The organism is Haloglycomyces albus DSM 45210 (assembly GCF_000527155.1).
Lineage (GTDB): Bacteria > Actinomycetota > Actinomycetes > Mycobacteriales > Micromonosporaceae > Haloglycomyces > Haloglycomyces albus.
The window spans coordinates 2,192,707-2,206,100 of sequence record NZ_AZUQ01000001.1 but is presented as its reverse complement, the minus strand read 5'-3'; the positions used below and the strand labels follow the sequence as shown (position 1 = coordinate 2,206,100).

The window sequence follows — 13,394 nt, the reverse complement described above, 5'->3', positions numbered from 1 at the left end:
CGGTCGTTTGTACTCGGACTGGATTCACGTTCGCCCGTCTCCGGCGGTTCGTCCGATATCCCACCGGTGAATTCCCTAACGACGCGGCCTCGTCGCGGCCCTTCACCGCCAAGCCGTCCGCGCGTTCGTTGCCCGGGTCGCCCGAATGTCCCTTCACCCAATGCCACTCAATTGTATGGTCCTGGACCGCCTCGTCCAGCTCTTGCCAGAGATCGGCGTTTTTCACCGGAGCCTTCTTCGCGGTCTTCCACCCATTGCGTTTCCACCCCGCCATCCAGGAGGTGATCCCATTGCGCACATAACTCGAGTCCGTGTACAGGTGGACGCGCATGGGGCGTTTGAGAGCCCGCAGCCCTTCGATGGCGGCGGTCAGTTCCATTCGGTTGTTCGTCGTCTCACGTTCGCCACCGTACAGGTCCTTTTCCTGACCCCGATAGCTGAGAAACACGCCCCAGCCACCGGGGCCGGGGTTTCCGGAACACGCGCCGTCGGTGTATATCACCACTGAATCGTCGTCGTCAAAAGTCACGTCCTAGAGCTTAACCGGACGGTGCCGTCCCGCTGCGACCCGTAACAACGACATCGCCACGGCACCACCGGTCGACTATCGTGTCGGTTCGCTCGGGACCTCGTCCTCGCTCGCGGAACGTTGCCGGGGACTCGAAGAACCATCCGAGCCGGCCGATCCCGTCAGCCTCTGTTTCAGCGCACGGGTCCATCCGGGCACGTCCAGCCGTTCCAGCGGCAGGAAGCACGCCATGGCCACCAGATGCGGCATGAAACTGATTCCCACCGACAGGTAAACGACCAGATGGAAGAGGTAGAAGAATGCGACGATCCCGTATTTCGTCTTCGTCCAGTTACGCCATACGGCGATGAGTACGATGGGACTCAGCAGTTCAAACCCGACGATGCCCCATTGCGAGGCGTGCAGAATCCACGGGTAGTCCAGTGTCCAATTCGAAAAGTCGGTCCCCCGACGGATGACCGCCCAGGTCATGGTCGCAGAATTCAACCACTCAAATCCGCCGTAGCGCAACTTGGCCATGGCGGCCAGGAAATACGTGCACACCACTGCGATCATGGTGAGATTGACCGCCCAGCCCGCACGCTCGGAAAGCGTCTCGCGGTCGCCCCATTCGGCTTTCCCCAAAGTCGGGAGAACGAAGAGCAGTACGAGAAGAGCGAACTTTCCGTGATCCACCTTGCCGTACGACATGGCGATGATCATCCACTCCAGATAGGCAAACGCCAGGATCCATCCGAACAGGCGGGGCATCACGTTGAAGAGTAGCGGGATCGAGGAAGCTATGACCACGACCAGGGTCCCCACCACAATAGCGTAGTTCGGCACCGGCAACGGTAGGAGGCGACCGATGAACAACGGCTCGTACAGTTCCCCGGGGACGTGGCGGTGACCGATCATCCACGGCATGTACCACCACCAGTCGGTGAGCGTAAACGCCGCGGCCAGAAAACGCAATACCGCGATCCGCCCCATGGCGACCGGCTGAAACATCCACGATGGTCGGGCCGAACCCTGCGTCAACGGCATCGTGTTCATGCGCTGCCCTCACCTTCTTTGGTCCAGCTGGCGACGACCTTTTCGGTCACCTCGCCACTACGCTCTCCGTCTTCCAAATCGTAATAGCGCACAATGATTTCCACGGTCACGACTTCAGCCTTGTCCGGGTTCGTATTCTCATAGGACTGAGCAACGTACTTCAGCTCTTCGGGATCATCGCGAAACCGCGACATCTGCCCTTCAATCTCGGCACGCCGCAGTCCTGAGTTCGACGTGGTGAATTTGAACCGCACTCCGTCGGCGTTGACCGCCTCCAGGCGAGTGGAATTGACCGCACCGTCAAGATCGGCCGGATGCGTGTACATTTTGAACGGTGCAAATGGGAAAAAGTCATCAGAGCCCCAAAACGTCGTCGCTACGATGAGAGCTGTCACGACGGTCGTCACGAGAATCCGAATCGTTCGACCTGGGGTTGTCAATGGAGGTTCAGTCTGGGATTTCGCAAGCACGTTCCGAGTATGGCAAAACCCGATTCCGCGAACTCATCCAGGTCCATGTAATGCGCGAGTTATCAAACGTCAACGATGACGGTACTCAAACCGATTCTTTACTTGAGGGCGGCAAGGATATCGCGCAGGCCGCGGTTCCTCCAGGCATACGGTGCCGGTTGCGAGCCACGAGGTTGTACAGTGGCCACGCCATTTTGGACACCAGAGCCGGACGCAACGCCCAACCGAACGGTTTCCAGTACCACTGGGCGTGACGCAGAAGGACAGAAATCGCATCCGGACCGGCCGCCCGTTGGGTATCATCGATCCACTGCACGGCCGTCTCCACGTCCTCGAACGTGAGACCCAGGCTGTCGAGATCAGCCTCCTGCCAAGGAATAACCTCAGCATCTGTGCGCACACGCCGTTTCAAGAACTCCGCGCTGTTGGTGCAGAACGCGCAATCGCCGTCGAAGATGAACACCGGCTTCATATGCATTGCTCCTCACCGTTCCACACACCACGTCCAGTGGTTCCGAGCGTTACCGTTCCGGTCTTGGCCCGACAACGAACTGACATCCCCATCATAGTCCCTCCACCGCTCGGCGTCACCAAGCAATGCCGCCCACGGTCGACCGTGACACGATCCGCCATACCACCATATCGGTCATTCCCGTTCCAGCACTTCCACCAATCGATCTTCCAGCGGTTCCGCCAAGGTGCGTGCGTAACTGGCCGTCAAGTGAGCATCATCACGATACACCAGGACGTTGCCCACCACCGGTGAACATATGGTCGCACCGCAAATAAAATCAATAAGGTCGATTTTATGCACCCCTTCGGGAACCTCCCAGCGTGCGAAGGCGCTCGCGTCCGGATAATACGATGATCGTTCTACCTCGCATTCCGCATCACCGGCTCCATGAACGTCAACACAGGTGGGAATGTCAAACCGAGGGCTCGGAGTATCCCGAATCGCCGCTACTTCGATCCCCACCGAGGTGAATTCCTTCCAGCGCTCCGCATAGTCCGGGAAGGTCTCCACCGGGTCGTACCCGATCCGTGAGCCCATGACGAACACCATGTCCGGCTGTCGGTCGACGATCCGCTCGGTCACCTTCTCATTCCACGCGTTGCAGGAAACATAGCGGTCGTCGGTGTCGTTGGGTTGCGTGGGGGTGATCAGACAAGCGTTCTTGATATAGGTCGTCAGATGCCAGTCCCGATCCTGGGCGACCCGGCGCATCGCCGGAAACCAGTGCCAGATCTTCGAAGCCCCGTACATGACCACTTCACGTTCGGCATCCTCAGCAGCGGCTCCGAACTCACACTCCACGACCTCACTGCCCACCATCGACTGATTGCATTCACCCGACAGTTCGGGAAGGCGATCCTCGGGAGCGACCAAGGTGCTGGGGGAGAAGTCGGCGGGAGGTACCGCGATGTCCTCACTCAACGCCGCGGCACCGGGAAACGTATCGGGGTCCAACGGCTTATCGTTGTCCTGCCGCTGCCACTGAATTCCCGCGGCGAAGACTCCACTCCCGGCAAGGACGACGGCTAGACAACCGGCTGCCAGACCATAGGCACTGCGATTGGTCGTCTGGCCCCATCCGGTCGCGGGAAGGCGCACCTGCATGAGCCACCGGGTGGCCACGGCCAGGGCGAGCGACAGTGCGATAATCACGATTCCGCCCGTCGGGGTGGCCACGGACCGATCGGTGATCGTCAGATAACAGACGAGTACCGGCCAATGCCAGAGGTAGAGCGTGAAGGCGAGGTCCCCCAGCCACAGCATCGGCCGGGACGACAGGATGACTCCGGCACCTCGACCCGGCTGTACCGCGGCGGAGACCACGATCAGTGCCGCCGCCGTCATGGGAAGCAGGGCCGTCACCCCGGGGAATCCACGGCTGTCGGTGACCATTCCGGTCGCGATAAGCCCAAAAACGCCGATCCAGGACAAGAACCAGGCCCCTGGAAACGGTCGTATCTTATGGACCGTCAGGGCCAAGAGCGCGCCTAGGGCGAACTGCCAGAGGCGCGCGCGGGTGTCGAAGTAGGCGTATGCCTGATTAACGTCCACCGCGTATTGCGCATACGCCAGTGAGGCCACCAGAAGCAATGACATACCGATGGCAGTGAGGACCGTAAACGAGCGGTCGATACGACGAGCGAATAGATAGATCAGCCCCAATAGCAACGGCCACACCAGATAGAACTGGAATTGCATGCTGAGCGACCAATAGTGCTGCACAATGCTGGCGCCGTTATTGGACGACAGGTAGTCGACCGATTGCTCGGCAAAACGCCAGTTGCCCACGTTCAGGGCCACCCCGACGATATCGCCGAGGGTTTCACTCCATTTGGCTTTGGGGACCCAGATCGCCGTCATGATGAGGCAGGCGGCTGCGACGACGAGCGCGGTGGGGAGGATTTTGCGCATGATGCGGGCGAGGAAGGACGTGTAGCCGAGGTTGCCACGGTCCTGTAGACGGCGGACGAGGCCGGTGGTGATGAAGAATCCCGTCAGGAGGAGGAAGATGTCCACTCCGCCGGATACTTCGTTGAACCAGACGTGATAAGTGGCGATGATAATGATGGCGAGCCCTCGGAGACCGTCGAGTTCGACGATCCGCTTGGTGGTCGAGGGACGGGACGTCGTTCGGTTCCCCGTTTCGCCCCCACTGTCGTCCACTTGGTTTTTCGTCCGGGGCCAATTAAGTGGAGGTCGCTTAATGGTCACGTTTAGAGGCAACTTTCCGCATGAGTGGCTCGATCGTCCGCGCTAGGAGTTTCCCAGGCAAAAGCGATGCTACCTTGGCCAGAATGCGGTATCTACGGTCGGGGACGAAGTAGCCTCGGTTCTTTTCCAGGGCGCGCAGGCTCCGCTTGACCACGGTTTCCGGACTCATGGTGAGAGTGGCGAACCAGGCCGGGTTCCAGGAAACTCCATTGTGCGTGGCGAAGTCGGTGGCGACCGGGCCGGGGGCGACGGTGAGCACACGGATGTCGGTGTGGCGTAGTTCGGCCCACAGCGCCAGACCGTACTTTTCCACGTAGGCGTTACTCGCACTGTATGAGGCCATATACGGCACGGGCCGGGTTCCGGCCAGCGATCCGACGAAGAGAAGGGAGCCGTGACCGCGTTCCAGCATGTCGGGGAGAAAGGCCTGGGTGAGCCCTACTGTAGCGCGAATGTTGACGTTCAACTCGGGCTGGCGGTCCAGAATCGATGCGTCGCTCACCGGGCCGACCGTTCCGATTCCGGCGTTGCTGACCAGAAGTTCGACGTCTATTCCGCTGTTGTGCAGATCTTTTGCCACGTGCAGAGCGGCGTCCTCGGCGGCGAGATCCTGAACTATGACGTGAGTTCGGATACGGTGTTGGGTTTCCAACTCTTCCGCGACGGCGCGTAGCGCGACGGAGGTGCGAGCGAGAAGCGCAAGGTGAAAGCCACGCTGTGCCAGCGCACGCGCGAATTCCAGACCGATCCCAGATGTAGCACCGGTCACCAAAGCCCACATGGCTAGTGGTCGTCCCTTCGGTTTTCCACTGAACGCCTACTTTCGTGGATGACCTGTCCCTCCCCTGTTGTACCCGAGAGCGACTGGATTGGCGAACGATATTGTGTATCGTGCCGACCGATGAGGCCGAACCGGGAAGCGGGTAAACGAAATGCGCCGCCCCGGTAGTCCAGGACGGCGCACGTCATCGTGTCGATCGTTTGGCTTAATAACCGGCGGGTTCGCGGTAGATACCCCATTCGTCCTTGAGCGCTCCGCAGATTTCACCGAGAGTCGCCTCCCGACGGGCGGCGTTCAGGATCGGTTCGATCATATTGGCGCTTCCACGAGACGCGGTGCGGACGTCCTCCAGGCTCGCGTCCACCGCAGCTTGGTCACGCTTCGCGCGTCGGTCCTTCAAGAGCTCGTTCTGGTCACGCTCCACTTCGTGAGAGATGCGCAGAATGTCGAGTTCCTTGGACACCGTGTCGGTATGCCCGGTGACCCCGACCACGTGTTTGCGACCTTGTTCGAGATCTTGCTGGTAGCGGAAGGCCGAATCGGCGATTCCACTGGTGAACCAGCCGTCATCAATGCCACGGAGGATTCCGGTGGTGATGGGGCCGACCTCGTGACGGTCGAACGCCTCCTTGGTGACCTCGGCCGCGTCGGCGTCGCCGACCTCCCCGCCCAGGGCCAGGATCTGACGGAAGATTTCCTCCGCCTGAGCTTCGATCTTGTCGGTCAACGCCTCGACGTACCACGATCCACCCAATGGATCGGCCACATTGGTAATACCGGTTTCGTCGCGCAGCACGGCCTGGGTACGCAAGGCGATTTCGGCCGATTCCTCGGTGGGCAGTGCGAGCGTCTCGTCCAAGGCGTTGGTGTGGAGCGAGTTGGTTCCCCCCATCACGGCTGCCAGTGCCTCGACCGCCGTTCGCACCACATTGTTGTAGGGCTGCTGCGCCGTCAGGGATACCCCGGCCGTCTGCGTATGGAAACGCAACCATTGGGCACGTTCGCTGTCGGCGCCGTAGGTATCGCGCAACCAACGCGCCCAGATACGGCGGGCGGCGCGGAACTTGGCGATCTCTTCGAAGAAGTCGATATGAGAGTCGAAGAAGAACGACAGCCCCGGGGCGAACTTATTGGGATCGAGTCCCCGCGACAGCCCAAGTTCGACGTACGAGAATCCATCGGCCAGCGTGAAGGCCAACTCCTGCGCGGCGGTGGCTCCCGCTTCGCGGATGTGGTAACCGGAAACCGATAGTGGCTTGTAGCGCGGAATCGTACTACTGGTGTACTCCATCAAGTCGCCGATAAGACGCAGGTGCGGTTTCGGCGGGAAGAGCCATTCCTTCTGCGCGATGTATTCTTTGTGAATATCGGTCTGCAGGGTCCCGTCGAGTTGCGTGATATCGGCACCTTGCCGTTCGGCGGCCGCCAGATAAAAGCAGAATACCGGGATCGCGGGCCCCGAGATGGTCATTGAAGTGGTGGTGTCCTGCAAATTGATTCCGTCGAAGAGAATCTCCATATCGGATACGGAATCGATCGCGACACCACAGTGGCCCACCTCGCCCGCGGAGGCCGCCTCATCGGAGTCTCGGCCCATCAGGGTCGGCATGTCAAAGGCGACCGACAGACCGCCACCACCGGCGGCGAGCAGCATCTTATAACGTTCATTGGTCTGTTTGGCGTTTCCGAAACCGGAAAACTGGCGTATCGTCCACTCGCGTCCTCGATACCCGGTGGGATAGAGCCCTCGGGTGTACGGGTACTCGCCGGGCCATCCGATCCGTTCGAATCGTTCGTCGTCCTGGCCCTCGGGCGGGTGATACAGCGGGTCGACTTCCATCCCCGATATGGTCGTGAAGTCGGCGTCCCGTTTACGCGCAGCCTCATAGCGGTCTTGCCAGCGTTTCCGGCCTGCGGCGATGTCATCAGAGTGCATGTGATCGTCCTCCTAGCACCATCGTACTTTAACGATCGTTCAGGTTGACAGTGGCAGCCGTCGGCAAACCGCTGTTGTGCCTCCTCAGAGCCCTATAAGTGTGACACACAACATCACGGTAGCAGGGATGTCGATCGGGTTCGACCACCTCAACGTCGCAACCGCGGCACCAGGATTCGATCGCCGCTCGCGTCGCTCCCGACGCTACGATTCGCGCCAGGCGCGAAAGGCCTCCACCTCCACGGCCACGATCTGCCCCGGGATCATCAACTGGGAAACCATGACCACCGTGGCCACCGGTTTCACCACTCCAAAGATCTCTCCGTGTACCCGGCCCACGACATCGGCGTATTCGGGATCGGTCAGATAGATACGAGTGCGCACCACGTCGGCCACTCCGGCCCCCGCCTCCACGACGGCGTCGAGAGCACGCCGAAACGACTCCTTAGCTTGACCTGCCGGTTCATCCAATAGGTGCGGACTCGCCACCACATCCGCCGAACAGGCACTCGTCAAGACCAGGGGGCCGACCCCTACGGCTTTGGCGTAGCCGTACAGGTTCGCCCACGGTCCGCTTTCCTCTACACGCTTAAGAATCGCCACTTTCGCCCACCTTGACGTTCAATCCAATTCCGACCCTTCGTCATTGCAATTAACGATTGAGATGAACGAAAGTGACGATCGCCTAACGTGCCCTAAGCCTGATCCCAACCGCCGTAGGGAACGGTGATGACTTCGAGGTTATGCCCGTTGGGGTCACTGAAGTACATTCCTCGGCCACCGTCGTTGGTGTTGTACTCCCCCTGTCCGCTTCCATCCGGGTGGGCATGAATCTCAATACCGCGGTCCCGAATCCGCCCCAGGATCTCATCGAAGGCGTGATCCTCGATAAGGAACGCATAGTGCTGCTCCACAACCGAATCCATGTCCCCATTGATATCGATGTCGGCAATATCAAGGTCAGCACCGTTCTCACATTTGATCTGCAGGAACGGACCGAACGGCTCGGCCGTCACATCGAAGATCTGCTCCCACCACTCGGCGGTCTTCTGCTTGTCGTATGCCCACACGATGGTGTGGTTGAATGTCAGTTTCAACGCTGTTTTCCCTTCTGTCGCTGAGGAATTCAGCTTAAGTGACCGTGCGGATACCGACAAGGGTTTTAGCGATGTCCGGGTATCACCCGTCCAGAGGTACCCGCTCAGGCAACAGCCTCCAGGGCCTCGGCCACCGAAAAGCGTTGTTCATACAGAGCTGTGCCCACGATCGCTCCTTCAACGCCGATATCGGTCAGAGCATTCAGAGCTCGGATGTCGTCCAATGACGACACTCCTCCGGAGGCGATGACCGGTTTGTCGGTGCGTTCACAGACGTGCCGCAACAGGTCCACATTCGGTCCGCTCAACATACCGTCACCCGCGACGTCGGTCACCACGTAGCGAGCGCACCCGGCCTTCTCCAGACGTTCCAGTACGTCGTCCAGTTGACCGCCTTCGCGGGTCCAGCCTCGCGCGGCCAGGCGGTTGCCCTTCACGTCGAGTCCAATGGCGACGCGGTCGCCGTATTCGGCGCACACCTGGTCGCACCAGTCGGGGTTTTCCAGGGCGGCCGTGCCGATGTTGACTCGTTTTGCCCCGGATTCCAGGGCACGTTCGAGGCTGGCGGTATCGCGGATTCCGCCGGATAGCTCGACGTTCATCTCCACCTCTGATACGACGCGGGACAGCAGTTCGCGATTGTCGCCTCGGCCGAATGCGGCGTCGAGATCGACGAGGTGCAGCCACTGCGCGCCCTGACGTTGCCATTCGAGGGCGGCGTCGAGCGGGTCGCCGTATTGCTTCCCGGTTCCGGCCACGCCCTGGACAAGTTGTACGGCTTTGCCGCCGACCACGTCGACTGCCGGCAGTAGTTCAAGTGAAGTCATGTCAGGTCCTCTACAGCGATACTATTTCGGGTACGGTGCGGTCTTCGACGACTACGGGTGCCGTCTACTCCGCCAGTGTGGACAGCCAGTTTCCCAGCAGTCGAAGTCCGGCGGTGCCGGACTTCTCGGGATGGAACTGAGTCGCCGAGATCGGCCCGGATTCCACGGCGGCGATAAAGTCTCCACCGTGGTCGGTTCGGGCGACCCGGGCATCGTGCGGCGCGGTTTTCACCGCATAGGAGTGGACGAAGTAGAACCGTTCATTGGGGTCGATCCCGTCGAAGAGCCGGAGGTCGCCACCACCGGTGACGGTATTCCATCCCATATGCGGAAGGACGGGGGCGTCCAAGCGTTCCACTGCGGTGTCGAACAGCCCGATTCCCGCGGCAACGTGCCCGTGTTCGTTTCCGGATTGGAACAGGACTTGGTGTCCCACGCAGATTCCGAGTACGGGGCGATGTGTCGCGGCTCGTTCTCGTACGACGCGGTCGACTCCGGACGCGTGGATTCCTCTCATGCAGGCGGCGAAGGCTCCGACTCCGGGAATCACCAGTCCATCGGCCGCTGTGGCGGCGGTGAGATCACCGGTCAGTTCCACATCCGCCCCGGCATGACTGAGCGCCCGGTAGGCGGAACGGAGATTTCCGGAGCCGTAGTCGAACAGTACGACGTGCGGTTGAGCCATTGCTGTATGTCTCCTTCTGGAGCTTCCCTGGAGCGGTTCGCGCCGCTACTGCGGGCCGTACAGGACGTAGATCGCGTAGGCGAAGGCCACCATTCCGATCAAACCGCAGATGAGGGAGGCCAGGGTCTTGTCGTTCTGTCGCAGGGTATACGACCCTCCGGCCAGTATTCCCGCCAGTGCCATCAAGAGGATGGGGGCGACGCTCTCACCCATGATCAGTCCTTCCCGGTTCGGTGGTCTCCGTTGTTCACGGCGAGTCTCAGATGACGCCCTTGGTTGAGGGAATCTCGTCTCCTTCGCGCCGAGTCGCGGCGCGAAGTGCGCGAGCGAGCGCTTTGAACTGTGATTCGACGATGTGGTGCGCATCGGGTTTCTGTCCTGGGTTGGAGGCACGCAACACCGATACGTGGAGGCAGATTCGCGCATGGTGTGCGAAGGACTCCAGAACGTGCCGAGTCATGGAGGTGGGATAGTCCCCTCCGATGGTGTCGGCCATCTCCAGAGGCTCGTCGTGGACGCAGTAGGGCCTGCCGGACAGATCGACGACCGCGCGGGACAGGGCCTCGTCGAGGGGGACCGTGGCATCGGCGAATCGTACGACTCCGCGTTTGTCGCCGAGTGCCTCCGCGAAGGCGCTCCCGAGCGCGATCGCGGTGTCCTCGAGCGTGTGGTGAGCGTCGATGTGCAAGTCGCCTTCGGTACGAACGGAGAGTCCGAAACCACCGTGTTTTCCCAGTTGATGCAGCATGTGGTCGTAGAATCCAACGCCGGTGGACACGTCGACGGTCACCGTGTCGGGATCGAGGTCGAGGTGAACGTCGACACTGGTTTCACCGGTGGTGCGGTTGACGTGGGCGGTTCGGCTCATTGTTCGGCCTCCACAAATAGTTCCGGGTTTTCGTTCCGGGTGCTGTCCAGGGCGTCCAGGAACCCGGTCGTCTCTGTTTCCGTTCCGGCGGTGACGCGCAGGCGTCCGTCCAGACCGATGTCACGCACGAGCACCCCTCGGTCCAGCAGTTTCTGCCATACCGCGTGGCTGTCGGTCAGGCCGCCGAACAGGACGAAGTTGGCGTCGGAGTCGGCGACCGGCAGTCCCCACGACCGCAGGGTGTCGACGATTCGATCGCGTTCGCGACGTAGCCTCTCCACTCCGTGCTGCAGTTGTTCGGAGCATTCGAGGGCGCCACGAGCCGCCGCTTGTGTCAAAGCGGACAGGTGATAGGGCAGCCGTACCAACTGGAGCGCTTCGACGACCGCGGGATCGGCGGCGAGGTACCCCACTCGCGCCCCCGCAAAGGCGAACGCTTTGGACATGGTGCGGCTGACGACCAGTCGCGATCTCCCCGGTAGCAGGTGAATCGCGGAGTGCGACGAGTCGCGGGCGAATTCGGCGTAAGCTTCGTCGACGACGACCAGTCCGTGGGAAGCGTCGTAGGCGGCGGTGATGACGTCGGTGGTCAAGGCCGTGCCTGTCGGATTGTTGGGAGAGACCAGGAAGGTCACGTCCGGATCGTGTGCGGTGATCGCCTGTGCGACGTGTTCGGCGTCCAGGCTGTAGTCCGCCCGACGACCGGCGTCGACGAAGTCGGTGCCGGTTCCGCGTGCCAGTAGAGGATGCATGGAATAGGAAGGCATGAATCCCAGCGCCGTCCGGTTCGGTCCGCCGAAGGCCTGCAACAACTGTTGCAGGATCTCATTGGAGCCGTTGGCCGCCCAGAGGTTGTCCACCGACAACCCGGCACCTAGGTATTTCGCCAGGTCGTGGCGTAGGTCGACGGCATCGCGGTCGGGGTAACGGTTCAGATTCCGCAGCCGTTGCTCCAAGTGCCGCGAGACGACCGCGACGACCTCGTCATCGAGCGGATAGGCGTTCTCATTGGTGTTCAGTGCAATGGGTACCTGAATCTGAGGCGCTCCATAGGGACGCTTCCCACGCAGGTCCTCGCGCAGTAGTCGGTGAATTTCGTCGCTCACTTCTGAAAACGCTCCGCGATCGCCTGCCCGTGCGCGGGGAGGTCTTCCGAATTGGCGAAGGTGATGACGTCGGAGGCGACGTCACGGAGGGCCTCGGCGGTGTAGTCGACCACGTGAATCGCCCGTTGGAAGGTGTGCACCGACAGTCCACCGGTGTGCCGCGCGCAGCCGCCGGTGGGAAGTACGTGGTTGGAACCGGCGCAATAGTCTCCCAGCGACACCGGAGAGTACGGTCCGATGAAGATGGCCCCGGCATTGTGGATGTCGTCGGCGACCTGGTGTGGATCGACGGTGTGAATCTCCAGGTGTTCGGCGGCGTAGGCATCGGCGACGGTAATGGCCTCTTCCATGTCGGCCACCAATACCGCTGCCGATTGTGGCCCGGTCAGGGCGGTGTGAATGCGTTCGCTGTGTCGGGTATCGGGAACGCGTTCGGCCAATTCCTCGTCGACTGCCGAGGCAAGCGAGGGCGAGTCGGTGATCAACACCGCCGCGGCGGAGGGATCGTGTTCCGCCTGGCTGATGAGGTCCACGGCCACGTGCGCCGGGTCGGCGGTCCGGTCGGCGACGATGGCGATCTCGGTGGTACCCGCTTCGGCGTCAATGCCCACGAGACCGCGAACCGCGCGTTTGGCGGCCGCGACATAGACGTTTCCGGGGCCGCTGACCACATCGACCGGTTCACACTCATCGGTTCCATAGGCGAACATGCCGATCGCGGCGGGCCCGCCGACCGCGTAGACCTCGTCGATGCCCAGTAGACCGGCGACCGCGAGAACGCCCGAATCGGGCAGCCCTCCGTTGGCTTTCTGAGCCGGACTGGCGAGCGCGATGGAATCCACCCCGGCCACCTGCGCGGGGACTGCGTTCATGATGACGCTGGACGCGAGCGGGGCCAGGCCGCCGGGTGCGTAGAGACCGACGCGCCGTACGGGGACGTAGCGTTCGCTCACCACACCGCCGGGAGCGACGTCGGTGCGCTTATTGGGCACCGTCTGTGCTTCATGGGCGATACGGGCGCGGTCGATGGAGGTTTGGTAGGCCCGACGCAGGTCGGCGTCGAGGTGTTGCACGGCCTCTTTGATGTCGGACGTGGGCACGCGCGTGGTTTCGAGCTTCACCCGGTCGAAATGCTCTACCGTGTCGATGACGGCGGTAGTGCCCCGGGCCTGAATCGCCTGCAGGATCGGATGGACCGATTTCAGGGCAGACTGAACGTCGACCTCCGCACGAGGCATGAGTTCGGACAGCTGCCGGGTCGTGTGGGTTGATACACGGTTTGCTAGCTCGATGCGTCTCAACACTCTTCCAGCGTAGCCGTCGCAGAGCGCGGTG

The 13,394-nt window shown here is 61.4% G+C and carries 14 protein-coding genes and 1 pseudogene; all 15 read right to left on the bottom strand.

All coding sequences use genetic code 11. The annotated features are described in order from the left end of the window. Positions 1 to 76: 76 nt before the first annotated feature. Positions 77 to 505 (bottom strand): annotated as a pseudogene (rnhA, locus tag HALAL_RS0110345) (ribonuclease HI); the annotation flags it as partial. Positions 506 to 604: 99 nt separating this feature from the next. After that, positions 605 to 1,564 (bottom strand): hypothetical protein, encoded by a 960-nt coding sequence (locus HALAL_RS0110340; protein WP_025273941.1) that lies wholly within the window; start codon positions 1,562 to 1,564, stop codon positions 605 to 607. Further along, a complete protein-coding gene (locus tag HALAL_RS0110335; protein WP_156937699.1) occupies positions 1,561 to 1,890 on the bottom strand; it encodes a hypothetical protein in 330 nt (109 codons plus the stop codon). The genes HALAL_RS0110340 and HALAL_RS0110335 overlap by 4 nt, the downstream gene beginning before the upstream one ends. A gap of 229 nt (positions 1,891 to 2,119) precedes the next feature. Continuing rightward, a complete protein-coding gene (locus HALAL_RS0110330) occupies positions 2,120 to 2,512 on the bottom strand; it encodes a thiol-disulfide oxidoreductase DCC family protein (protein WP_029767727.1) in 393 nt (130 codons plus the stop codon). 168 nt (positions 2,513 to 2,680) lie between these two features. Then, on the bottom strand, positions 2,681 to 4,759 hold the full coding sequence (locus HALAL_RS0110325; protein ID WP_169732437.1) for an acyltransferase family protein: 2,079 nt from the start codon (positions 4,757 to 4,759) through the stop codon (positions 2,681 to 2,683). Continuing rightward, on the bottom strand, positions 4,749 to 5,540 hold the full coding sequence (locus HALAL_RS0110320; protein WP_025273937.1) for an SDR family NAD(P)-dependent oxidoreductase: 792 nt from the start codon (positions 5,538 to 5,540) through the stop codon (positions 4,749 to 4,751). The genes HALAL_RS0110325 and HALAL_RS0110320 overlap by 11 nt, the downstream gene beginning before the upstream one ends. A gap of 205 nt (positions 5,541 to 5,745) precedes the next feature. Next, positions 5,746 to 7,476, bottom strand: a complete 1,731-nt coding sequence (icmA, locus tag HALAL_RS0110315; RefSeq protein WP_025273936.1) for a coenzyme B12-dependent isobutyryl-CoA mutase large subunit — start codon at positions 7,474 to 7,476, stop codon at positions 5,746 to 5,748. A 204-nt stretch (positions 7,477 to 7,680) separates the two neighbouring features. After that, complete coding sequence (locus HALAL_RS0110310) at positions 7,681 to 8,079, bottom strand: Rid family hydrolase (RefSeq protein WP_025273935.1); 399 nt, start codon at positions 8,077 to 8,079, stop codon at positions 7,681 to 7,683. 92 nt (positions 8,080 to 8,171) lie between these two features. Next, positions 8,172 to 8,573 carry a VOC family protein gene (locus HALAL_RS0110305; RefSeq protein WP_025273934.1) on the bottom strand — a complete coding sequence of 134 codons (402 nt, stop codon included), beginning with the start codon at positions 8,571 to 8,573 and terminating at the stop codon, positions 8,172 to 8,174. Between the two features lie 104 nt (positions 8,574 to 8,677). Beyond that, positions 8,678 to 9,400 carry a bifunctional 1-(5-phosphoribosyl)-5-((5-phosphoribosylamino)methylideneamino)imidazole-4-carboxamide isomerase/phosphoribosylanthranilate isomerase PriA gene (gene priA, locus HALAL_RS0110300; protein WP_025273933.1) on the bottom strand — a complete coding sequence of 241 codons (723 nt, stop codon included), beginning with the start codon at positions 9,398 to 9,400 and terminating at the stop codon, positions 8,678 to 8,680. A 64-nt stretch (positions 9,401 to 9,464) separates the two neighbouring features. Beyond that, a complete protein-coding gene (gene hisH / locus HALAL_RS0110295) occupies positions 9,465 to 10,085 on the bottom strand; it encodes an imidazole glycerol phosphate synthase subunit HisH (RefSeq protein ID WP_025273932.1) in 621 nt (206 codons plus the stop codon). Positions 10,086 to 10,130: 45 nt separating this feature from the next. Continuing rightward, positions 10,131 to 10,298: a hypothetical protein gene (locus tag HALAL_RS18620; RefSeq protein WP_156937698.1), complete on the bottom strand. Its 168-nt coding sequence runs from the start codon at positions 10,296 to 10,298 to the stop codon at positions 10,131 to 10,133. 46 nt (positions 10,299 to 10,344) lie between these two features. After that, complete coding sequence (gene hisB / locus HALAL_RS0110285) at positions 10,345 to 10,953, bottom strand: imidazoleglycerol-phosphate dehydratase HisB (protein ID WP_025273931.1); 609 nt, start codon at positions 10,951 to 10,953, stop codon at positions 10,345 to 10,347. Beyond that, positions 10,950 to 12,059: a histidinol-phosphate transaminase gene (locus tag HALAL_RS0110280; RefSeq protein ID WP_025273930.1), complete on the bottom strand. Its 1,110-nt coding sequence runs from the start codon at positions 12,057 to 12,059 to the stop codon at positions 10,950 to 10,952. The genes hisB and HALAL_RS0110280 overlap by 4 nt, the downstream gene beginning before the upstream one ends. After that, positions 12,056 to 13,363, bottom strand: a complete 1,308-nt coding sequence (gene hisD / locus HALAL_RS0110275; protein WP_025273929.1) for a histidinol dehydrogenase — start codon at positions 13,361 to 13,363, stop codon at positions 12,056 to 12,058. The genes HALAL_RS0110280 and hisD overlap by 4 nt, the downstream gene beginning before the upstream one ends. Positions 13,364 to 13,394: the final 31 nt, after the last annotated feature.

Excerpts from the sequence above, each read along its gene's own strand:
- HALAL_RS0110340 (WP_025273941.1), bottom strand. The coding sequence starts at position 1,564 with ATGAACACGATGCCGTTGACGCAGGGTTCGGCCCGACCATCGTGGATG.
- HALAL_RS18620 (WP_156937698.1), bottom strand. The coding sequence starts at position 10,298 with ATGGGTGAGAGCGTCGCCCCCATCCTCTTGATGGCACTGGCGGGAATA.
- hisH (WP_025273932.1), bottom strand. The coding sequence starts at position 10,085 with ATGGCTCAACCGCACGTCGTACTGTTCGACTACGGCTCCGGAAATCTC.
- icmA (WP_025273936.1), bottom strand. The coding sequence starts at position 7,476 with ATGCACTCTGATGACATCGCCGCAGGCCGGAAACGCTGGCAAGACCGC.
- HALAL_RS0110320 (WP_025273937.1), bottom strand. The coding sequence starts at position 5,540 with ATGTGGGCTTTGGTGACCGGTGCTACATCTGGGATCGGTCTGGAATTC.
- HALAL_RS0110335 (WP_156937699.1), bottom strand. The coding sequence starts at position 1,890 with ATGTACACGCATCCGGCCGATCTTGACGGTGCGGTCAATTCCACTCGC.
- HALAL_RS0110330 (WP_029767727.1), bottom strand. The coding sequence starts at position 2,512 with ATGCATATGAAGCCGGTGTTCATCTTCGACGGCGATTGCGCGTTCTGC.
- priA (WP_025273933.1), bottom strand. The coding sequence starts at position 9,400 with ATGACTTCACTTGAACTACTGCCGGCAGTCGACGTGGTCGGCGGCAAA.
- hisB (WP_025273931.1), bottom strand. The coding sequence starts at position 10,953 with ATGAGCCGAACCGCCCACGTCAACCGCACCACCGGTGAAACCAGTGTC.